At 28.6% G+C, this 23,383-nt stretch carries 21 protein-coding genes and 1 other annotated feature; of the genes, 3 read left to right on the forward strand and 18 right to left on the reverse strand.

The window, feature by feature from the left end:
- Positions 1–3: 3 nt before the first annotated feature.
- The 11 genes from K0039_RS23820 to K0039_RS03190 form a co-directional block, all read right to left on the reverse strand.
- Positions 4–99, reverse strand: coding sequence for an IreB family regulatory phosphoprotein (locus tag K0039_RS23820; RefSeq protein ID WP_228103593.1), 96 nt, complete (start codon positions 97–99; stop codon positions 4–6).
- A 4-nt stretch (positions 100–103) separates the two neighbouring features.
- Positions 104–226 carry a Holliday junction resolvase RuvX gene (gene ruvX, locus K0039_RS21910; protein ID WP_265589396.1) on the reverse strand — a complete coding sequence of 41 codons (123 nt, stop codon included), beginning with the start codon at positions 224–226 and terminating at the stop codon, positions 104–106.
- A gap of 95 nt (positions 227–321) precedes the next feature.
- On the reverse strand, positions 322–2,493 hold the full coding sequence (locus K0039_RS03150) for a hypothetical protein (RefSeq protein WP_228103594.1): 2,172 nt from the start codon (positions 2,491–2,493) through the stop codon (positions 322–324).
- A gap of 17 nt (positions 2,494–2,510) precedes the next feature.
- A complete protein-coding gene (locus tag K0039_RS03155; protein WP_228103595.1) occupies positions 2,511–2,768 on the reverse strand; it encodes an IreB family regulatory phosphoprotein in 258 nt (85 codons plus the stop codon).
- 18 nt (positions 2,769–2,786) lie between these two features.
- Positions 2,787–5,426, reverse strand: a complete 2,640-nt coding sequence (alaS, locus tag K0039_RS03160; RefSeq protein ID WP_228103596.1) for an alanine--tRNA ligase — start codon at positions 5,424–5,426, stop codon at positions 2,787–2,789.
- 163 nt (positions 5,427–5,589) lie between these two features.
- Positions 5,590–5,807, reverse strand: a binding site (T-box leader).
- A 65-nt stretch (positions 5,808–5,872) separates the two neighbouring features.
- A complete protein-coding gene (mnmA, locus tag K0039_RS03165; RefSeq protein WP_228103597.1) occupies positions 5,873–6,961 on the reverse strand; it encodes a tRNA 2-thiouridine(34) synthase MnmA in 1,089 nt (362 codons plus the stop codon).
- Positions 6,962–7,232: 271 nt separating this feature from the next.
- Entirely contained in the window at positions 7,233–8,321 is a 1,089-nt protein-coding gene (mnmA, locus tag K0039_RS03170) for a tRNA 2-thiouridine(34) synthase MnmA (protein ID WP_228103597.1), read from the reverse strand.
- Positions 8,322–8,461: 140 nt separating this feature from the next.
- The gene (nifU, locus tag K0039_RS03175) at positions 8,462–8,905 is read right to left on the reverse strand and encodes a Fe-S cluster assembly scaffold protein NifU (protein WP_228103598.1); all 444 of its coding nucleotides are present in this window, start codon (positions 8,903–8,905) and stop codon (positions 8,462–8,464) included.
- A 44-nt stretch (positions 8,906–8,949) separates the two neighbouring features.
- A complete protein-coding gene (gene nifS / locus K0039_RS03180) occupies positions 8,950–10,140 on the reverse strand; it encodes a cysteine desulfurase NifS (RefSeq protein ID WP_228103599.1) in 1,191 nt (396 codons plus the stop codon).
- A 14-nt stretch (positions 10,141–10,154) separates the two neighbouring features.
- Positions 10,155–10,616, reverse strand: coding sequence for an RrF2 family transcriptional regulator (locus tag K0039_RS03185; protein WP_228103600.1), 462 nt, complete (start codon positions 10,614–10,616; stop codon positions 10,155–10,157).
- 208 nt (positions 10,617–10,824) lie between these two features.
- Entirely contained in the window at positions 10,825–11,664 is an 840-nt protein-coding gene (locus tag K0039_RS03190; protein WP_228103601.1) for a GNAT family N-acetyltransferase, read from the reverse strand.
- Positions 11,665–11,822: 158 nt separating this feature from the next.
- On the opposite strand from K0039_RS03190, the gene K0039_RS03195 reads away from it, so the two are divergent.
- Positions 11,823–12,038 (forward strand): hypothetical protein, encoded by a 216-nt coding sequence (locus K0039_RS03195; protein WP_018589677.1) that lies wholly within the window; start codon positions 11,823–11,825, stop codon positions 12,036–12,038.
- Positions 12,039–12,093: 55 nt separating this feature from the next.
- On the opposite strand, the gene K0039_RS03200 is transcribed toward K0039_RS03195, so the two are convergent.
- From K0039_RS03200 to K0039_RS03225, 6 genes are all read right to left on the reverse strand, one after another.
- On the reverse strand, positions 12,094–13,371 hold the full coding sequence (locus K0039_RS03200) for a replication-associated recombination protein A (protein WP_228103602.1): 1,278 nt from the start codon (positions 13,369–13,371) through the stop codon (positions 12,094–12,096).
- A gap of 53 nt (positions 13,372–13,424) precedes the next feature.
- On the reverse strand, positions 13,425–14,210 hold the full coding sequence (codY, locus tag K0039_RS03205) for a GTP-sensing pleiotropic transcriptional regulator CodY (RefSeq protein ID WP_228103603.1): 786 nt from the start codon (positions 14,208–14,210) through the stop codon (positions 13,425–13,427).
- 157 nt (positions 14,211–14,367) lie between these two features.
- Positions 14,368–16,446, reverse strand: coding sequence for a type I DNA topoisomerase (topA, locus tag K0039_RS03210; RefSeq protein WP_228103604.1), 2,079 nt, complete (start codon positions 16,444–16,446; stop codon positions 14,368–14,370).
- Positions 16,447–16,472: 26 nt separating this feature from the next.
- Positions 16,473–17,570, reverse strand: a complete 1,098-nt coding sequence (gene dprA / locus K0039_RS03215; RefSeq protein ID WP_228103605.1) for a DNA-processing protein DprA — start codon at positions 17,568–17,570, stop codon at positions 16,473–16,475.
- 19 nt (positions 17,571–17,589) lie between these two features.
- Positions 17,590–19,113, reverse strand: coding sequence for a YifB family Mg chelatase-like AAA ATPase (locus tag K0039_RS03220; RefSeq protein ID WP_228103606.1), 1,524 nt, complete (start codon positions 19,111–19,113; stop codon positions 17,590–17,592).
- A gap of 12 nt (positions 19,114–19,125) precedes the next feature.
- Positions 19,126–19,470, reverse strand: a complete 345-nt coding sequence (locus K0039_RS03225; protein WP_228103607.1) for a YraN family protein — start codon at positions 19,468–19,470, stop codon at positions 19,126–19,128.
- 147 nt (positions 19,471–19,617) lie between these two features.
- On the opposite strand from K0039_RS03225, the gene K0039_RS03230 reads away from it, so the two are divergent.
- Both K0039_RS03230 and K0039_RS03235 read left to right on the forward strand, forming a co-directional pair.
- Entirely contained in the window at positions 19,618–20,886 is a 1,269-nt protein-coding gene (locus tag K0039_RS03230) for a CapA family protein (protein ID WP_228103608.1), read from the forward strand.
- Positions 20,887–21,563: 677 nt separating this feature from the next.
- Positions 21,564–22,826 carry a CapA family protein gene (locus K0039_RS03235; protein WP_228103609.1) on the forward strand — a complete coding sequence of 421 codons (1,263 nt, stop codon included), beginning with the start codon at positions 21,564–21,566 and terminating at the stop codon, positions 22,824–22,826.
- Positions 22,827–22,867: 41 nt separating this feature from the next.
- Here K0039_RS03235 and K0039_RS03240 read toward each other — a convergent pair whose 3' ends face one another.
- Entirely contained in the window at positions 22,868–23,383 is a 516-nt protein-coding gene (locus K0039_RS03240) for a VanZ family protein (RefSeq protein ID WP_228103610.1), read from the reverse strand.

Below are 23,383 nucleotides of genomic sequence, written 5' to 3' on the forward strand. Positions count from 1 at the left end.
TTTCTATTTTGATAGATAACACTTAAGAATTTCTTCTAGCAATTCCTCTCTTTCGCATTTTCTTATTACTGTTCTAGCGTCCTTTTCCCCTTCTAACATTACCTTAAATTAAAGATCTTTCAGCAACCACTGTTGATAATCTTTCATACCAAAATTCTATAGATAAATTTGTTTCTTGTTTTAATAGTTCACAGAATTTTCGAACTTTTTTCCTTTTATGTGGCATCATCATCCTTCTTAATTTTTACATAAATATAATTAATAGGGACTTCTATTATTTTAAAAAATTAGCCAGAATTAAATTCTGGCTAATTTAAATTACTATTCTATTTCATCATTAAAAATTATCATGTTAATACTAATAACTAATATTGGTATTAATATATATATAGATGCTGTAGCTGCTGCAACTATACCTGAATCATTAACTAATAATGTTATTAAACATCCTACCATCGATGCAATAAATCCTTTAAATATCATAGGGTATTTATTAGATATATTTTTCATATGTTTAGAAGGTCTAAATATAAATATACCAATTACAGCTATTCCTACTAGTAATATATTTACCCATACAGATGATTTAGCAAGTTTTAAGTTCATAGATATTTTTCTACCAAATGTATTAAATATAGCTTGCGGTCCTTCTTGTAATATTTGTTGAGTAAATACTCCTAAGTGAGACTCCATTCCTAACATTAAATCTAAACCTGCAAATATTAAAACCAATACAACTGCTGATAAACCTAATATTATGATTTTTTTGAAGTCTAACTTAACATCAAATATTAACATAATAAATAATAAATATGCTATACATTCAGATATGGCACCTCCAACATTTGCACCCATTGAAGGGAATGCACTTGTTATAAGTATTACAAGTGATAAAACAATGGTGAACCACTTTGGCATTTTTTTGTAATTAAGAAGTACTGATAATGCAAATACTGCACTTGCTATTGTTACACCTTCATACTCATTACCAACTCCATAGTATCTAGCTCCAACTATTGCATCATAACTCATTATACAGTTTTTCATAAGAGGTGTTCCTATAACTGAGTCAAGAACGATTAAAGCTATGGTAAGAAATGCATAATATCCCATTTGTTTAATATCATTGTCTTTAAACAGTAATCGTCCTGATAAATAAAGTAAAATTGTCATTATAACAACACCGCTTACTAAGCCTAACTGACTCTTAAAGTTAAATATAGGTGATAGTAATAAGGTTAAAGGCATTATCAATCCTAATTTAATTAACTCTTTTAATATTACAAATATTTTTTCTTTGTGAGGTAGTTTATCTTTACATAGTAAAGCTAGCATTGCTATTACCCATGATGCAGATACAATTCCTACAAAAGTATTTACAACGGTAGATCTTATATCATTTATTGAAACTATTTTTTCATATTGTGAAGATAAGTAATTTATATTATCATCTTTTTCAATATTATTTAATGTTCTTCCTATCATAGCTTCATTTTTTAGGCCAAATTCATTTAAAATATCAACACCTAAATCTAAGTTAGCTATTATTCCATCTCTTCTTGTTGTTGCACTTTCTAATAATCCTTTTTTATTATCAGAAAATTTAATTACAGGAGCTAAACGTCTTTTATTATTATAGTCTAGAGTACTTGGAAACTCACTTACAATATATACAACATCATTTTCGTCTATCATATTAAATACTTCTTTTAAGTATGTATTTATATAAGAGTAAATTTGCTTTCTTGTTTTGTTATATGTATTTTCATTTAAGTTTAATTTGTACTCATCTAGCCTATACGTGTCGCCAAGCTCTACAAATAAAGCATCGCTGCTTTCATAATATGTTTTTGTATCAGCAGTTAATTTGTCGTAGTCTGTTCTTAGTCCATATGGCATATTTAAATCTTTTACAGTAATATCATCCACATTTCCAGAATCTACACGACCTAAAGTGTCCATACATATTAATCCTGCATTTCTTATTTTTATTAATTGATTATTTTCTACAATATCACTGTTACCTAATAATGCTACTTTTTTGTTATTATCAGATAATGTTTGACCAAGTAGTCCTAATGTAGAACCATAACTTCCACTTTCAATATTGTTATTAATAGATTTATTAACAAATAGGTTATTTATACCTTTTGGATCTTCTCCTGTAGAGGCTTTATATATTTTTCCATTCTCATCAGTTAAATTTTCAAAAGATATAACTTCATTATCAACTACATTAGCCCTACATCCAGCACCTATACTAGCATATGACCTTGCATCGTCATTTCCTTGATCGCCTCTTGTATTCATTAAACCAATATATCCACTCTTGCTTAACTTTTCTTTTAAAACAGGTATTCTTTGTAAATCATTTACATTAGCTCTATTCATACTTATATAAATGACTTTACCTTTTTCTGCCGCAAAGGAATAATTCGGAATAAATCCAATACATATCATGATTAATAATAATGATATTATTTTTTTCCTCATTATAATTGACCCACTTTCTATTTTGATAGATAACACTTAAGAATTTCTTCTAGCAATTCATCTCTTTCGTATTTTCTTATTACTGTTCTAGCATCTTTGTAGCTTGTTATATAACTAGAGTCACCAGATAGGATGTATCCTATCATTTGATTGATAGGATCATATCCTTTTTCTTGCAGAGCTTGATAAACATAATTTATTGTTTCTCCTACACTCATACTTTTATTTTCTGTAACTCCTTCGAATTTCACTGTATAATCGAAATTATTATCCAAAATAATTCCCCCTTTCAGTTATTTAATTTGGCTTTTTATAACCTCACTTGCATAACTTAAAGCTTCGTCTACTTTTGATATATCAGTTGCTCCAGCTTGTGCCATGTTTGGTCTACCGCCACCTTTACCATTAGCTATTTTTGCAACTTCTCTTACAATATTTCCTGAGTGTATACCTTTTTCTATTACATCATTTGTTGCAGTAACAACAAAGTTTACTTTATTATCTACTACATTTGAAAGAACTACTACACCACTTCCAACTTTGTCTCTTAGAGAGTCTGCTGTTTCTTTTAAAGAGTTCATGTCTATTCCTTCAAATTTAGCACACAGTAGACTTACTCCAGATACATCAACTTTTGAATCTAATAAAGCATCAACTGATTGTAAATTTAATTTAGTTTTTGCATCTTGTAATTCCTTAGTTAGAGATTTGTTTTCTTCTACTAAAGTATGAGCTCTTTGAACTAAATTATCTTCTTTTGTTTTTAAAGCTACACATATGTCATTTATTACTGTATCTCTATTTGTTAGGTATTCATAAACAGCTTTACCAGTTATAGCTTCTATTCTTCTAACACCAGCTGCTACTCCTCCTTCAGATAATATTTTGAATAATCCAACTTGAGAAGTATTATTAAGGTGAGTTCCTCCACAAAGCTCTACTGAGTAGTCTCCCATAGATACAACTCTTACCTCATTACCATACTTTTCGCCAAAGAGTGCCATAGCTCCTTTTTCTTTTGCGTCTTTTATGTTCATAATTTCACTATTTATGTCTAATGCGTCTAAAATAGCAGTATTTACTTTTTCTTCTACTAATTTTAACTCTTCTTTTGATATTGGTTCAAAATGAGTTACGTCAAATCTTAGTCTTTCTGGAGTTACTAATGATCCAGCTTGGTTAACATGATCACCTAAAACTTCTTTTAATGCTTCATGTAATAAATGAGTTGCAGTATGGTTTCTTGCAGAAGCCATTCTTATTTCTTTGTCAACTTTTGATTCTAATTTATCATTTACACTTATTTTGCCTTTTTTAACAAATCCTATGTGTTTTATAGTGTTATTTGCACCTTTTTTAGTGTCAACAACTTCAAATATAGTTTCTTCATTTTCTAATGTACCTATATCTCCAGCTTGTCCTCCACCTTCTGCATAGAAAGCAGTTTCATTTAGTACTACTACAGCTTTTTCACCTTCACATATAGTATTTACTACTTCATCACCTTTAACTATAGCAGTAACATTACCACAAACATTTAAGTTTTTGTATCCATCAAATGTTGAAGCTATACTTTCATCTAATGTCGATAGCGGATCTTCTTTCCAACCTTCGTCTTCCATAGCACCTCTATCAGCTCTAGCTCTTTGTCTTTGTGCTTCCATTTCTTCTTGGAATCCATCTTCATCTATTTCGTAACCTTGTTCTTCAAGAATTTCCTGAGTTAAGTCCATAGGGAATCCATAAGTATCATATAATTTAAATGATTTTTGTCCACTTAAAACTTTTTCATTGTTTTCTTTTAACTCAGCTATATAAGAATTTAATATTTCAACACCTTGGTCTAAAGTTTCGTTGAATTTTTCTTCTTCTATCTTAATTACTTTTTTAACGTAGCTTTCTTTTTCTACTAATTCTGGATATGCCTCTCCACTTACTTTTTTAACTCTATCAAATAGTGTATATAGGAAGTCTTCTTTAATTCCTAATAATTTGCCGTGACGAGCAGCTCTTCTAAGTAGTCTTCTAAGAACATATCCTCTTCCTTCATTTGATGGTAATACTCCATCAGCTATTAAGAAACTCATAGCTCTCATATGGTCAGTTATTATTCTTATAGATACATCATTTTTAGCATCTTCTCCATATTTAACATTTGTTGATTCTTCTATTTCTTCAATAATATATTTTATAGTATCTATTTCAAATATATTATCTACGTCTTGCATTATACAAGCCATTCTTTCAAGTCCCATACCAGTATCTATGTTTTTGTTAGCTAGTTCTGGATAAGTTCCATCTTCTTGTCTATCAAATTGAGTGAAAACTAAGTTCCAGAATTCTAAGTATCTATCGCAATCACAACCTGGCTTACAATCTGGATTATCACATCCAAATTTTTCACCTCTATCAAAGTATATTTCTGAACAAGGTCCACATGGTCCTAGACCTATTTCCCAGAAGTTATCGTCTTTTCCAAGTCTAACCATTCTTTCTTCTGGCACACCTATTTCTTTAACCCAGTAATCGTAAGCTTCATCATCATCTAGGTATACAGTTACCCATAATTTATCTTCTGGTATATGTAAATGTTGTGTTATAAATTCCCATGCCCATGTTATAGCTTCTGTTTTAAAGTAATCTCCAAATGAGAAGTTACCCATCATTTCAAAGAAAGTACCATGTCTAGCTGTTTTACCAACATTTTCTATGTCACCTGTTCTTATACATTTTTGACAAGTAGACATTCTTTTACTCGGTGGTACTTCCACTCCTGAAAAATAATTTTTAAGTGGTGCCATACCTGAGTTTATAAGTAATAAACTTTTATCATTGTTTGGTATTAAAGATGCACTTTTACCTACATAATGTCCTTTTGATTCAAAGAACTCTAAAAATTTTTTTCTAATCTCATTAGCTCCTAAGTTTTGCATTAGTTTTACCTCCTATAATTTATATCTTTTACTTTACAAATAAAATTTCCTATTTTTTTCTATTGTTTAAGTAATAATACATACTTACCCGAAATTAGCAAGTATATTTTAAAATTTACTTTACTTAAAATAAATTAAAAAACCTCGCACCTATATAAAACTATATAGGGGCGAGGTATATTCGCGGTACCACCCTAATTATCATAATAAATATGATATCTTCGGAAAACCTTAGCTATAACGTAACTACCGTCAATCTATACTTAATTTCCAGATTGATACTCCAAGACTGCTTCAAATATTCTATTCTAGGAGTTCTCACCACTTCTCCTTCTCTGTGAAGACTTCAAATACTTTACTACTTCTTTTCACTGTATTTAAATTATTTGTAAAATTATATTTTCTTATAGTAATTCTACTAAATTTTCAATTTATAATCAAGTATATTATAAACTTTTATCTATAATTCCTCCGCCAACTACTTTGTCTCCTTGATATATTACAACAGATTGACCTTTAGTAATAGCTCTCTGAGGTTCGTCAAATACTATTCTTATGGAATCTTTTCCGTTATTGTATACTGTAGCTGGTGATAGCTTTGCAGAGTATCTTATTTTTGCTTCTACTCTAATAGGTTCAGTAATCTGGTCTACAGTAATTAAATTAACATCTTTTGCTATTAATTCATTGCTGAATAAATCGTCATTTGACCCTAATATGACAGTGTTAGTTTCTGGGTCTATATCAAGAACAAACATAGGTTTACCAAAAGCAATACCTAGTCCTTTTCTTTGTCCTATTGTGTAATATATTATTCCTTTATGTTTTCCTAAAATATTACCTTTAGTATCTACAAAGTTTCCTTCTTTGATACGCTTATTTGAATGTCTTTTTACATAGTTTGCATAATCATTATCTTTAACAAAACAAATTTCTTGACTATCTGGTTTATTATGGACATCCATCCCCATTTCTTTTGCTATTTCTCTTACTTTATCTTTTTCATAGTATCCTATTGGAAGTAAAGTATGCTCTAATTGGTCTTGTGTCATATTGTATAGTGCGTAAGTTTGATCTTTCTTATCAGTTACTGACTTTACAAGTAAGTATCTACCTGTTTCTTCGTCTTTTTCAATCTTAGCATAATGACCAGTTGCAACATAATCACAACCTAGTGCCATAGCTCTTCTATATAAGTCATCGAATTTTATATGTTTATTACATGCTATACAAGGGTTTGGTGTTCTTCCTTGTAAATATTCATCAATAAAATAATCTATTACTTTTTCTTTAAATACATCTTTAAAATTTAATACGTAAAATGGTATACCAATTTTGTCTGCAACAGCCCTTGCATCTTCTACTGCTGCCAATGAACAACATCCACCATCATTTTCTATTAAATCGTATTCTTCATCGTCTTGCCATAATTTCATAGTAACGCCGATTACTTCGTATCCTTGTTTTTTAAGTAAGTATGCAGCAACAGAACTGTCTACCCCGCCACTCATACCTATCATTACTCTTTTGCTCATTTTCTAAATCACCTCATTCTCTATATTATATATACTTTAAAAGAATTTTAAAAGTATATTTTTAAATTCTCCAAATTTCTTGCTTCGTTGACAAAAAAAATCTTTGAGATAAGTTACCCCAAAGATTTTTTTATTTTATATTAGTCTTCTTCTATATCATGGTGATGATCATGATCATCGTCTATAACCACATCATCTAATTTTAAATTATTTGTAAAATTATATTTTCTTATAGTAATTCTACTAAATTTTCAATTTATAATCAAGTATATTATAAACTTTTATCTATAATTCCTCCGCCAACTACTTTGTCTCCTTGATATATTACAACAGATTGACCTTTAGTAATAGCTCTCTGAGGTTCGTCAAATACTATTCTTATGGAATCTTTTCCGTTATTGTATACTGTAGCTGGTGATAGCTTTGCAGAGTATCTTATTTTTGCTTCTACTCTAATAGGTTCAGTAATCTGGTCTACAGTAATTAAATTAACATCTTTTGCTATTAATTCATTGCTGAATAAATCGTCATTTGACCCTAATATGACAGTGTTAGTTTCTGGGTCTATATCAAGAACAAACATAGGTTTACCAAAAGCAATACCTAGTCCTTTTCTTTGTCCTATTGTGTAATATATTATTCCTTTATGTTTTCCTAAAATATTACCTTTAGTATCTACAAAGTTTCCTTCTTTGATACGCTTATTTGAATGTCTTTTTACATAGTTTGCATAATCATTATCTTTAACAAAACAAATTTCTTGACTATCTGGTTTATTATGGACATCCATCCCCATTTCTTTTGCTATTTCTCTTACTTTATCTTTTTCATAGTATCCTATTGGAAGTAAAGTATGCTCTAATTGGTCTTGTGTCATATTGTATAGTGCGTAAGTTTGATCTTTCTTATCAGTTACTGACTTTACAAGTAAGTATCTACCTGTTTCTTCGTCTTTTTCAATCTTAGCATAATGACCAGTTGCAACATAATCACAACCTAGTGCCATAGCTCTTCTATATAAGTCATCGAATTTTATATGTTTATTACATGCTATACAAGGGTTTGGTGTTCTTCCTTGTAAATATTCATCAATAAAATAATCTATTACTTTTTCTTTAAATACATCTTTAAAATTTAATACGTAAAATGGTATACCAATTTTGTCTGCAACAGCCCTTGCATCTTCTACTGCTGCCAATGAACAACATCCACCATCATTTTCTATTAAATCGTATTCTTCATCGTCTTGCCATAATTTCATAGTAACGCCGATTACTTCGTATCCTTGTTTTTTAAGTAAGTATGCAGCAACAGAACTGTCTACCCCGCCACTCATACCTATCATTACTCTTTTGCTCATTTTCTAAATCACCTCATTCTCTATATTATATATACTTTAAAAGAATTTTAAAAGTATATTTTTAAATTCTCCAAATTTCTTGCTTCGTTGACAAAAAAAATCTTTGAGATAAGTTACCCCAAAGATTTTTTTATTTTATATTAGTCTTCTTCTATATCATGGTGATGATCATGATCATCGTCTATAACCACATCATCTAATTCTGCTATGTGTATATTATTTTTTTCTGCGTAATCTATTAATGCTGCTTTTATAGCTTGTTCTGCTAAAACTGAACAGTGCATTTTAACTGGTGGTAAACCATCTAGGGCTTCAGCTACAGCCTTATTAGTAATTGCTAAAGCTTCATGTATACTTTTACCTTTTACCATTTCTGTAGCCATTGATGAAGAAGCTATAGCTGAACCACATCCAAATGTTTGGAATTTACAGTCTTTTATTATTTCATCTTCTATATCAAGAAATATTTTCATTATATCTCCACATTTAGCATTTCCAACTTCACCTATTCCACTTGCATCTTCTATTTGTCCAACATTTCTTGGGTTTAAGAAATGATCCATTACTTTATCACTATATTGCATAATCTTTTCCTCCTAATATTTTCTAATCTGTCTATTTTAATTTATTATTTATTTTGTTCTTTTAAATAAGTTTGATATAAAGGTGATAATCCTCTAAGTCTTTCAATTATTTTTGGTAGATTTTCTAATATATAATCTATATCATCTTCAGTAGTAAAATCTCCAACAGTAAGTCTTAAAGATCCATGTGCCCATTCATGAGTTAATCCTATTGCCATTAGTACGTGAGATGGATCTAGAGAACCAGATGTACAAGCAGAACCACTTGAACCAGCTATTCCCACTTGATCTAATAATAATAATATTCCTTCACCTTCTATGAATTCAAATGAGAAGTTTGTATTACCTGGTAATCTATCAGTTCTATGACCATTTAGTATTGTATGAGGTATTTTCTCTAATACGCCTTCTATAAGTTTCTCTCTAAGTCTTGTTAATTCTGATATATGATGTTCCATATTTTCTTTAGCTATCTCTGCTGCTTTTCCATATCCTACTATTGAAGGTATATTTTCTGTACCAGCTCTTTTTCTCTTTTCTTGAGCTCCACCATGTATAAGATTGTGTATTCTTACACCTTTTTTCATATATAAAGAACCGATTCCTTTTGGTCCATATATTTTATGAGAAGACATGCTCATTAAATCAACATCTATATCTTTAACATCTACTGGTATATTACCAGCTGCTTGAACTGCATCTGTGTGCATTAAAGCGCCATGTTCATGAGCTATTTTAGCTATTTCTTTTATAGGTTGTATAGTCCCTATTTCATTGTTTGCATACATTATACTTACAAGTATAGTAGTATCTTTTATTTCTCTTTTCAATTGTTCTAAATCTACTTTTCCGTTCTCATCAACATCTAGATAAGTAACTTCAAATCCATGTACTTTTTGTAAGTATTCACAAGTATGAAGTATAGCATGATGTTCTATTTTACTTGTTATAATGTGATTTCCTTTATTTTTTCTAGCAAAAGCCGTTCCTTCTATTGCCCAGTTATCACTTTCACTTCCACCATTTGTGAAGTATATTTCACTTGGGTCTGCATTAACAAGTGAAGCTACTTGTTTTCTAGATTTATCTAAAGCCGTTTTTGCTTCTCTTCCAAATAAGTGGAAACTTGAAGCATTTCCAAAGTAATCAGTTAAGTATGGCATCATTTCATCTAATACTTCTTTTTTTACTGGAGTAGTAGCTGAATAATCCATGTATAATCTTCTTTTTTCCATCGTAAATTCATCTCCTATTTTTTATTATTCATTAACTCTGTTATATCAAATTCTTTTATATTATTCTTCTTATTGTAGTCATCAACCATATCTTGTAGTGTAATGGAATTTAGTACGTCTTCAATTCCCTTTTTTAACTTTTCCCATACTAATTTAGTAGAGCAATCATTTGAGTTTTCACATACTCCTTCATCTATAATACATTGAGAAAGTGCCACAGGCCCCTCAAGTATAGCAAGTACATCACCTACAGTAACCTCATCAGGTGCTTTATTAAGAAGGTATCCGCCTTGCGCTCCTCTTACACTAGTTATTAATTTTGACTTCTTCAATGTAGAAAATATCTGTTCTAAATACTGCTCTGGTATTTTTTGTTTACTGGCAATCATGTTTAAAGGCATAGGCCCTTCATTAACATGCAAAGATAATTCAAATATTGCCTTCAGTCCATATTTACCTTTAGTTGATAATTTCATTTTTTATCACCTTCTGTGTTCAATACAATTCATAGTAAACTTGTATGAATTACTTTGATATTATTGTATTATTTCCTACTATTTTTGTCAAGATTATTTCTGACTATTTTTATCAGAATTAATTACTTAACATTTAGTGATAATTAATTTATACCCACAAATAAAAAAAGATAACTTGAAAAACCAAATTATCTTCTTACAATTTTTTCTATTTTCGATATATACTCCAGTATCCAATTTGTTCAAACCCCAACATTTTATAAATCGCACCTGCTGCTTCATTATCACAAAATAAACAAGGGATTCTATTTTCTTCTAGCAATTCATTACAAATCTTTATTAGGCATTTGGTAGCATAGCTTCTATTTCTATATTTAGGATGAGTTCCTACCCCTATAATCATAGCGTTATGTCTGTTTTCTGAAGTTGTTTTAGCCATAGAAACTACTTTTCCTTCTCTTTCTATACAGTAACCTCTTCCAGTTTTCAAACTAGACTTAATATTATCTACTGTTGTATCTTCAAATTCATCTATTTCTTCATATAATTTTACTATTTTATTCAAATTGCCAAACCTTATCTTTCTAAGTTTAATATTATCTTCTATGTACGGAGGTAGTAGGTTTTTATTAATTAATTTAAAAATATTAACTTTTCTATATCTTCTTAAGTAAATCTTCGCCTCTAGTTTTTCCAATGATTGTGATTTTCCACAGACTTCTTCACAATTACTATCGTTTATAAATTCTGCAAAATCATCTACATCAAACTTATCATAAGCATAAAATATAATAAATTCAAAACATTTTAGTAAAATTCCTTCAATTTCTCCTTTTTCATTTATTCCACCGTAAATGCTAAAAAAATAACTATCATATCCATATCTTTCAATATCACTTAATAAAAATATATTCTCTTCTTTTTCTTTATGCAAATATTCAATAACTTTCTTATGATAAGTACTATTTAGTCTTTGAATCATTAACATTCCCCCTGATATATAACCATCATTTATTAAAATTACTAAAAACTCCTCAATATTAATCATAAGTTTATTTAATCTCACTTGCAATTAAAAATTGTACTTACTAATATATATAGTTAAATAATTAATTTTTTATGATTTTTATTGGTAATCTTTTATAAGAATTTTAAATTATATAAAACAAATAATAATCTTAAAATATATAACAAGGATGTGTAAAAATGACCGATAAAAAAAGACCTAGTACTAAAAAAATGAAAGATTATGAAAATGAAAAATTAGAAATAGCCAGTGAATTAGGAACAATTAATATGAATGATGTTCAAGTAAATGTTAAAATAGCTGCCCAAGATGAAGCAAAATATAGCAGTAAAACTACTACAAAGCAACACAACTTAAATAATCAAATGAAGACTACACCTCACGAAAAAGTATAGTTAAATATTGCTGACAAAATAAAAAAACAAATATACCATTGGTATATTTGTTTTTTTATTTTGATTTATTTTTAATTAATTTCCAATAATTTTCGAAAGAACTTTCATTTTTATTTTTACCATGCACATAATATTTTTTATCCTTTATTGCATTTGGTAAATACTGCTGCTCTACGTAGTGATTTTCAAAATTATGAGGATATTTATATTCAACACCTCTACCTAATTTTTTTGCGCCAGCATAATGAGCATCTTTTAAATGATCTGGAATTTCTCCTGTTTCAATATTATCCAAATCATACAAAGCCATATCTATGGCGTTGATTGCCGAATTAGACTTAGGACATTGTGCCAAATATATAGTTGCTTGTGCAAGAGGTATGCGTGCTTCTGGAAAACCTAATTGAAGAGCCGCTGAAACACAAGCCTCAGTTGTAGTTATCGCCTGAGGCACTGCCAAACCAATATCTTCACTTGCAACACATAATAATCTTCTTGTTATAGATTGAAGGTCTCCTGCTTTTATTAACCTTGCCAAATAATGAATTGCTCCGTCAGCATCGGAACCTCTTAATGACTTATGAAAAGCTGACAATATGGAATATCCATCATCCCCACCTTTGTCATAGTTTAACATTTTTACAGAAGAGCAATTTATAACATCATCTAACGTTACTTTCACTGAATTATTGAGAATGTCTATTCCCACATTAAAAACTAATTCCAGTTTATTTAAAGCACTTCTCATATCACCATTACAAGTATCTGAAATATACTCTAAAGCCTTGTCTTCTATTTTAATACTCTCATACGAGTATAAACTTTTCATTTTATTTACAGCCCTATTTAGACCTTCTAATATATCATTTTTTACAATAGGCTTAAATTCAAATATTGTACTTCTACTTAAAATAGCTTTATATACTACAAAATATGGATTATCTGCAGTACTAGCTATTAATGTTACTGATCCATCTTCTATTACTTCTAATAAAGATTGTTGCTGTTTACGATTTAATGCTTGTATCTCATCAAGCATTAAAAGTATGCCATTATAAGAAAATAAATCTTGCTTATTTGCATCAATTACTTCTTTTATTTCTTTTACTCCACAATTTACAGCATTTAGCTTTACATATTTTTTATTTGTACAATTTGCTATAATATTTGCAAGTGTTGTTTTACCCGTACCTGGAGGGCCATATAATATCATATTTGGAATAGTATTATTATCTAATAATTTATTTACAATTTTCCCTTTACCAATTATATGAGATTGTCCCACCATATCTTCTAAGCTTTTAGGACGTAATTTATCTGCCAAAGGTTGCACATCTTTCACTCCTTTATATGTAAAAAAGGTATCTTATAAAGATACCTTTTTTATTAATAATTACTTCTTACTTTTTTAAGTTCTGGTATTAACTTATCATTAAGAATTTTTATATGAGTCCCCTTCATCCCTAGAGATCTAGACTCAATTACCCCTGCACTTTCAAATTTTCTAAGAGCATTTACAATTACTGATCTTGTTATTCCTACTCTATCTGCTATTCTACTTGCAACAAGTAAACCTTCATTTCCTTCTAACTCTTTGAAGATATGCTCTACTGCTTCTAATTCTGAATAAGACAATGTTCCTATAGCCATTTGAACTACTGCAGTTTTTCTCATTTCTTCTTCCATTTCTTCACTTAGGCCCCTTAGAATTTCCATACCTATTACTGTAGCACTATACTCAGATATGACTAAGTCATCATCTGTAAATATATCATTATATCTTGATACTACTAGTGTACCAAGTCTTTGTCCACTTCCTAGTATAGGAACAATTGTATGATATTTTTCTAATCTTCCTTGTTCATCTGGAAATACTTCTAATACTTTCTCTCCCGTTAGGTTTTCATGTGTTTCATCAATTTTTAAAACTCTATCTGCATAAGCTTTAGGGAAAACTTGTAACTTAGTTTCTTCATCTTCTATAACAGAACTATCTTGAATATCTGTTAAATAAAGTCCTATTACTTTTCCTTTTGCACTTATCACATATATATTAGCATCTAGTACTTCCCCTAATGTTTCTGCTAATAAATCAAATGATACACTACTACCTCCGCTTGTTTGAAGAGTTTTATTGATTCTTCTTGTCTTTTTTAATACTTCACTTGCCATTTAATCATCTCCTTAACGAAGTTTAAGGTTTCAAGAATTTAATATTCTCTAGCTTCCTAGTCGTTTACTTATTTTACCTATTTCATTCTAACACAAAAATGTACACTAAACAATAAATTGTTTGTATTTTTGCCAATATTCTGTCATCTCAGTAATTTTATTCTAAAATTCTTCCTTCAGCCTTACATTCTTTATTAGAACATACCTCTTTTGTCTCACTTTTTGTTTGTTTTTCTATCATGTAAGAACCACATTCTTTGCAAACTTCTCCTGTAGGTTTGTACCAACTTATGAAATCACACTCTGGATAATTTGAGCATCCATAAAAAGCCTTACCTTTTTTAGATTTTCTAAGAATAATCTCTCCTTCTTTACACTTAGGACATTTTACTCCTACCTTATTAACCAATGGCTTTGTGTTTTTACAATCCGGATAATTTTTACATGCCATAAATTTGCCAAATCTACCGTATTTAATAACCATGTTTGAACCACATAGTTCACATATTTCATCAGTTTCTTCATCCATATTAATTTTTTCTATTTTTTCGTTAGCTTCTTCTATAGCTTCCTTTAAAGGCTCATAGAACTCACCAACAACACTCTTCCACTTGATATCGCCTTCTTCTATTTCATCTAATTTACTTTCCATCTGAACAGTAAAGTCAACATCAATAAATTTTTGGAAGTTTATATTTAAAATGTCCGTTACTATCATGCCTAATTCCGTTGGATGTAAACTAGTCCCTTGTTTTTCAACATAACCTCTATTTAGGATAGTCGTTATTGTAGGAGCATAAGTACTAGGTCTACCTATACCAAGTTCTTCTAAAGTTTTAACTAAACTAGCCTCAGTAAATCTTGCTGGTGGCTGAGTAAAGTGTTGAGAAGGCATAAATTGATTAACTTCTAACTCATCGCTTTCTTTTATTGGAGGTAAAATTTTATCTTCTCTTTCTGTAAAATTATAAATCTTAGTGTATCCATCAAATTTCATTACTGAACCCGTCGCTCTAAATAATGCATTGCCTATTTTGCAATCTACATTTAGTACATCGAATACAGAGTCTTCCATCTGACTAGCTACAAATCTTCTCCAAATCAAATTGTAAAGCTTAAATTGATCTTTACTTAATGAACTTTTTACACTATTTGGTGTTCTAAGCACTGAGGTTGGTCTAATAGCTTCATGGGCATCTTGTACTTTTTTCTTTTCTTTATTATTTTCTTTTTTATCAGTATTTACTTTATAGTAGTTTTCTCCTAATTCTTCTAAGATATATGACTTTGACTTTTCCTTAGCCTCTTCGGATATTCTCTTTGAATCTGTTCTTATGTATGATATAAGACCTACTGTTCCTTCTCCTTCAATATCCACACCTTCATATAATTCTTGCGCTATTATCATTGTCTTTTTAGTTGTAAAAGATAATTTATTAGCTCCATCTTGTTGAAGCGCACTAGTTGTAAATGGTTTTGGAGCAGACTTTCTTCTTGTTTTTGATTCAATTTTTTCTACTATTAATTTTCCATTTTTTATATCATCTAAAATTTTATTTACTTCTTCTTCATTATTTAAATCTATTTTTTCATTATTAAATGATACAAATTTAAATAATACAATTTCTCCATCTTGAGTTTTTCCTTCAATTTCTAAATTCCAATATTCTTTAGGTACAAATTCATTAATTTCTCTTTCTTTTTCACATATTAATTTTGTTGTTACTGATTGTACCCTACCTGCACTAAGGCCTTTTCTTACTTTTGCCCAAAGAATAGGACTTATTTGATATCCTAAAAGTCTATCTAATACCCTTCTTGCTTGTTGAGCATCTACAAGTTTTAAATCTATGTTCCTAGGACTTTTTATAGCTTTTTTAATAGCATCTTTTGTTATCTCATTAAATTCTATTCTACATTCATCATTTTCGTCAATGCCAAGTATATATGATAAATGCCAAGAGATTGCCTCTCCTTCTCTATCGGGGTCAGTTGCCAGATATACTTTCTTAGATTTTTTAGCTTCTTTTTTTAATTCTTTTATTAAATCACCTTTACCTCTGATATTAATATATCTTGGTTCAAAATCGTTATCTATATCAACACCTAAAGTACTTTTAGGTAAATCTCTAACATGACCAACTGAAGCCTTTACTGTATAATGGCTTTTTCCTAAGAATTTTTCTATGGTTTTAGCTTTTGCAGGCGATTCCACAATTACCAATGTTTTCGCCATTTTTACACCCCCACCCTTAAATTATTTTAGTTTATGCTAAACATTTTATTATTCATTTCAACAACTAAGTCTCTTAGTAATAATTCATTTATTATAGTATTCACATTTTTTATATCAATACCAGTATTATCACAAATTTCATTAATTTGCAACATACCTTGCCTTTTTATAACCTCAATTATTTTTAATGCTTCATTACTTAAATCCTTAATATCATATTCTATACTATTTTTATTATTATTAAAACCACTATTATTATATTCATTTAAAATATCATCAATATTTTCTGTTAGTTTTGCACCTTCTTTAATTATTTTATGACAACCTTTGCTCAAATCTGAATCTATATCACCAGGAACTGCAAATATATTTTTACCCTGGTCTAATCCTAAATCAGCAGTAATTAAAGCACCACTTTTTTCTCCTGCTTCAACAACAATAATACCATCACTTATTCCACTAATAATTCTATTTCTACATGGAAAGTTCCCTCGAGTTGTAATATGACCTACATTATACTCAGATAAAATTAATCCTCCATCTTCTAAAATTTCATTAGCGAGCACTTCATTAGTAGATGGCCTAATATTATCTAGAGATGATGCTAAGACTGCTATAGTCTTACCTTTTCCCTTTATACACCCTCTATGACAACAAGAATCTATTCCTAATGCAAGTCCACTTATTATATTAATATTACGCTCAGATAATTCATAGCTCATACGATGTGCACAATTTATTCCATAGGGAGTAGGTTTTCTAGAACCAACCATCGCTATATTCAAGTTATTATTTATTATGGACAAATCTCCTTTATAAAATAATAATAAAGGAGGACTATAAATATTTCTAAGTTTTTCTGGATATTCTTCATCTTCTATACAAATATATTCAATAGAGTTTTCATATAGCTTTTCCTTAATTTCATCTAAATTGAAACGACTAATATATTTTACTAGATTTTCTTTAATATTTAAACTTATATTTTTCAAATTATATATATCTTTTTCACTAAGACTTATAATTTCCTCTACGCTTCCAACTTCTTCAATTAATTTACCAAGGGTTATAGTACTTAATCCTTTTATAGATTCTATGCATAAATAAATATCTCTTTTATTCATAATTCACTCCAATCTAGACTTAAAAATATGTATAATAAGCCTTTCTAAATGAGTAAGATTCTAATATATGACTTGAGTTTATATCTTCTTTACCTTCTAAATCCGCTATTGTTCTGGCAACCTTTATTAATTTTGTATAACTTCTATTACTTAAATCATGCTTATTATAAATTTCATCTAAAATATTTTTTGTATTATTATCTAATTTACAATACTTGTCTATCATAGATGTAGACATTTCATTATTTGTACTTATTAATTCATCTTTAAATCTTTGTCTTTGTATTTCTCTTGCTTTTTCAACCCTAACTCTTATTTGTGAAGATGTTTCTTCATGAGATTGTTCATTAAGTTTTTTAAAAGGTATTTGAGTCATTTCTACAAATATATCAAATCTATCTAAAAGTGGTCCTGATAATTTATTTCTATATCGAATAATATCAAAACTTTGACAACGACATTTTGTTTTTGATAAATATAAACCACATGGACAAGGATTCATAGCTCCAATAACTAACATATTACAAGGATATTTTACATTGTGTCTTACTCTAGCTATATTCACATATTTATCTTCCATAGGTTGTCTTAAACACTCGAGTATTCTTCTATCAAATTCTGCTATTTCATCTAAAAACAATACTCCTCTATGGGATAAAGTAATTTCTCCTGGTTTGGAGTTAAAACCTCCTCCTACTAAAGATTGCATGGTTGTACTATGATGTGGAGATCTGAAAGGTCGCTCTTTAATTATTCCATATTCTTCATCAATTAGCCCTGCAATACTATAAATCTTGCTTATTTCAATCATTTCAACTTTATCCAATTTAGGTAATATAGTCCTAATACTTTTTGCTATCATGGTTTTACCTGATCCAGGAGGACCTACCATAATAAGATTATGATTTCCTGCAGCACATATTTCAGCAGCTCTTTTTGCAAAGTAATTACCCTTCACATCTTTAAAATCTTCTGTGTAACTACACTTTACATTCTCTACTTCTAAGTCTTTATATCTTAAAGGTCTGCTTTTATTTTCATTGAGATAATTAATACATTCTTTCAATGTTTTTACAGGTATAATTTCTATTCCATCAATAAAATTACTTTCTCTTAGGTTGTCATATGGTATGAAAATTCTTTTAAAGTTTTCTTTTTTAGCTCCAATTACTAAAGATAAAATTCCCTTTACTTTTCTCAGATGTCCATCTAAAGATAACTCTCCAACAAAGACGCATTCATTTAAATGAGAATCCTCTTTATTTAAATATTTTCTTAATATACCAATGGAAATAGGTAGATCTAAAAATGAGCCTTCTTTTTTAATATCTGCCGGTGATAAATTAACCACTATCCTTGAATTTGGAAAATCATATCCACTATTGATTATTGCGGATTTTACTCTTTCCCTTGCTTCCCTTACTTCCGTACTAGGTAACCCCACCACATTAAATGATGGGATTCCTCTACTTATATCCGTCTCCACCTTTACTAAAAAACTGTCTATTCCTATCAAATTATTAGAATTTATTATACTTAACATATTTACCCTTTCCTAAAAAGCATTTACAATATGATTTATTTTCTTTTCATTAAAATAAATTTCAATTACATCAAACCTAATAGATAGGTTTTCTAAAGAATTATCTAAAATATAATATTTTGCCACATTAGTTATTTTTCTTTTTTTCTTATAGTTCACTGATTCTGATGGATATCCATAATTTATGTTGCTTCTACTTTTTACTTCAACAAAAACTAATTCTCCATTTAATTTTGCTATTATATCAACTTCTCCCATTTTCGTTCTATAATTTTTTTCTATTACTTTTCCGCCTTTTGAAATAATGTATTTTAATGCAATTTCCTCTCCTAGTTTACCTTTTTCAATATTATTCATATTTTCACCTTATTATTTTTATTATGTGATTATTGTCAAGGTAATTATCATATATACAAATTTTTTTATAATTGATAAATTATTCAAATAAATATATGATTATTAAGAAGGGGTTGGTGAAATTAATTATTAAAAGGGGGATAATTAATGTCTAGAAAAAAATCTAGAAAGAAAAGAAAAAATAATAGCAAATTATTTTGGATTATAATAATTGTTATTTGCATTATGGGAGTTTTTTTCATCTATAAGGGCGTAAACAATGATACAAACGAAAGCAAGAAAAATAATACTATTCCTATATTTAACGAAAACGTTGAGACTTATGAGGCTTCCATATTAGCTGCTGGAGATGTTATGGTCCATACTCCTCAGCTTCAGGCACAATATGATTATTCCAATGGTACTTATAACTTTGATAATAACTTTAAGTACGTTAAAAAATATATTGAAAATGCTGATTATAGTTTGGCTAATTTGGAGACAACCTTAGCTGGCAATGATGTATATCAATATAGTTCCTATCCCACATTTAACTCTCCTAACGAGTTAGCTGATGCACTAAAAAATGCTGGTTTTGATTTATTGTCAACAATAAATAATCATAGCTTTGACAAAAGTGATTTAGGGGTTAATAGAACTTTATCAACTTTAAAAGAAAAAGGATTTGATACGGTTGGTACAAGAAAAAATTCTTCTAGCAACGAATATATAATAAAAGATATAAATAATATTAAAGTTGGTATCACATCTTATTCTTATGGAGATGTCAAAAATAATAATAAATATTTAAATGGTATTAAAATATCTGAAGAATGTGAAGATAAAATGAATATTTTCGATTCCTCAGATGTAAATAAAGCATTTGAAACTATTTCTTCTACAACAGATAAAATGAAAGATTCAGATCTACAGGTGGTTATTCTACATTGGGGTAAAGAATATGCAAGAAAAGAAACAGATTTCCAAAAACAATTGTCTCAAAAGCTTTGTGATAATGGAGTTGATATTATAATAGGTTCTCATCCTCATGTGGTGGAACCTGTAGAAACAATTACATCTACAGATGGCAAAAACGAAACACTTGTAATTTACTCTTTGGGAAATTATATCTCTAATCAAAGAAGGGAAACTGTGGGAGCATATAGTGAAGATGGCTTAATGGTTAATATTAATATAAGCAAAAAAGCCAATGAACAAGAAGCTAAAGTGAAAAAAGTCACTTGTATACCTACTTGGGTAAATAAATATAGTAATGGTTATAAAAATGTTTATGAAATTGTGCCCATAGAAGATGAAAGTGATTTAAATTCAATTACTTCTTTAAATAAATATAATGTAAAACAATCATATAATAATACAGCGTCATTGATAGATGATTCTGATATAATCACTGTAGTAGATAGTCCTTTCAAGTAAATTCTACACTTATTTAATAAAACAAAACCCAGTCTTGTTTTTAAGACTGGGTTTTGTTTTATTCATTTTTACCTAATTTAAATCCACTTGTTGGTGTTATTTGCATATTAATTATTCTTTTAATATTATTCTTATCTAAGTTAACTTTTTCTTGCATACTTGCGTTTAATGGATATTTATTATTTTCATATTATAAGTAAAGAATAAAATCCTTCGTACACTCCTCCGCCTGTTCCACTGTAGTTGTCTCCCCATAGAAAAACGATTATCTCATCTTTTTTATCATCATTTAAGTCTTCATGAGAATATATGTATCTATCATTGCTATCATTTTTAATATTATCATTATTTATTATAATCTTCTCTAATTTTTTATTTGATTTATTATTATGGATTTCTTTATGTTTACTATTGAAACCTACTGTTAAAATACTACTTATTTATCATTAAAATTAAAGTAAATTTTTTCATAATGCCTCCTTGTAAATATATAAAAAAAGAAACTAATAATAGCTTCTCCTTTTATTTTTTATATATTATTGTATTTTGTTTAATTTAGTTATTTCCAAAAAAACTCTTAAATATACAAAATAAAACTTTTAATTGATAATATACTAATTTATAGATAATATAAAGTTATATGAATATTTTATATTTTTAAGAAAGGGGGGCTAAAAATGTATAACTATAACAATCGTAATACTAAGAAATTTCTTATTTGTTTTTGCTTAAGTATATTAATTATAGGAGTATTTTCCTTTGCTACTATTAACAAAACATCCATTTTTTCTAAAAATAAATCACAAGAAGCATCTATATTTACACCTAAAAAAGAAGACGTTAATAAAGCCTCTTTATTAGCTGTAGGCGATACTATGGTATATAATGCTCAATTAACTTCACAGTACGATGTATCTAGTGCAAAATATAACTTCAATAATAACTTTGAGTATGTAAAAAAATATGTTGAAGAAGCTGATTATTCCATGGTTAATTTGGAAACAACATTAACTGGTAATAAAATTTATAGATATAGCTCTTACCCAAAATTTAATTCACCCGATGAGCTTGCTGATGGTTTAAAATATGCTGGTTTTGATTTAATTTCCACAGCAAACAATCATGCTTATGATAAAGGGTACTTAAGTATTAAAAATACTCTTGCTACCTTAAAAGATAAAAGCCTTGATGTAGTTGGAACTAGAGAAAAAAACGACAAAAGATTTATAGTAAAAGAAATCAATGGCATTAATGTAGGTGTTACTTCTTATTCTTACGGAAGAATTATTGGAGATAACAAATATTTAAATGATGTTAAAATACCTGATGAATACAAAAATAGCATTAATATTTTTGATTCTACAAGTGTAGATAGGGCATTTGATAATATAAACTATACTCTTAAAGAAATGAAAGATACTGATTTACAGGTAGTATATCTTCATTGGGGAGATAAATATTCTCTTAAAGAGAATTTTTTCCAGCAAAAACTTGCTCAAAAACTTTGTGATGCTGGTGTAGACGTTATAATAGGTTCTCACCCTCATGTGGTTCAACCTGTAACTACAATAAAGTCTAGCGATAATAAGCATGAAACTGTAATTGCTTATTCTCTTGGAAACTTCTTATCTAACCAAACTAGAGATCAATTTAGTCAATATACAGAAGATGGTCTAATGATAAATATAGATATTAGTAAAAGTAGCACTGATGAAGAAGCTAAGGTTGAAAAAGTCACTTGTATACCTACTTGGCAAAATAAATATTACAATAGCACAACTGCTAAGTATGTTTATGAAATAATACCTATTGCAAACAAATCAGATTTAGATAAAATAGACAACTTATCAAAAAATAAAGTAGAAAAATCTTATAAAAATACTTCGACACAGGTTGAAACATCAGATTTAATAAATATAGTTGAAAATCCATTTAAATAAAAAAAGATAGCTCTTAAGAGCTATCTTTTTTTATATTATATTTAATTGGCTATTATTATTCCTATTAATAGTATGGATACTACTAACATTATTAAGAAACTGCAAATAGCAATTATTTTTTTCACTTTCTCTTCATCTTTGAATACAAATATAAATACATTATAAGTAAATATACCTATTGCTCCACCAATAGTATTTGTTATAATATCTGTCACATCAGTGGCACCTATACCAAATATATATTGGCACGACTCAAACACAAGACTTATTATCATTATACTTAATATATTTTTAAAGATTTTTTTATTTTTTAAAAATATACTTATATAAATACCTAAAGGTATAAATAGTATTATATTCCCGAATAAGTCTAATTTATTATAATTTCCTTGAATTATATCATTAAATGGTATTAAATTTATTGTTCTAGAACAATACCTATCTCCACTAAATACTTCAAGAGGTGACACATATTTAAAAAGAATATTCCATAGAAGAAATCCTATATAAAATACAAATGGTGTAATCAGTAGGATATTAATTGTTTTTTTCTTCAT

Source organism: Terrisporobacter mayombei (assembly GCF_020748465.1).
GTDB classification, from domain to species: Bacteria; Bacillota; Clostridia; order Peptostreptococcales; family Peptostreptococcaceae; genus Terrisporobacter; species Terrisporobacter mayombei.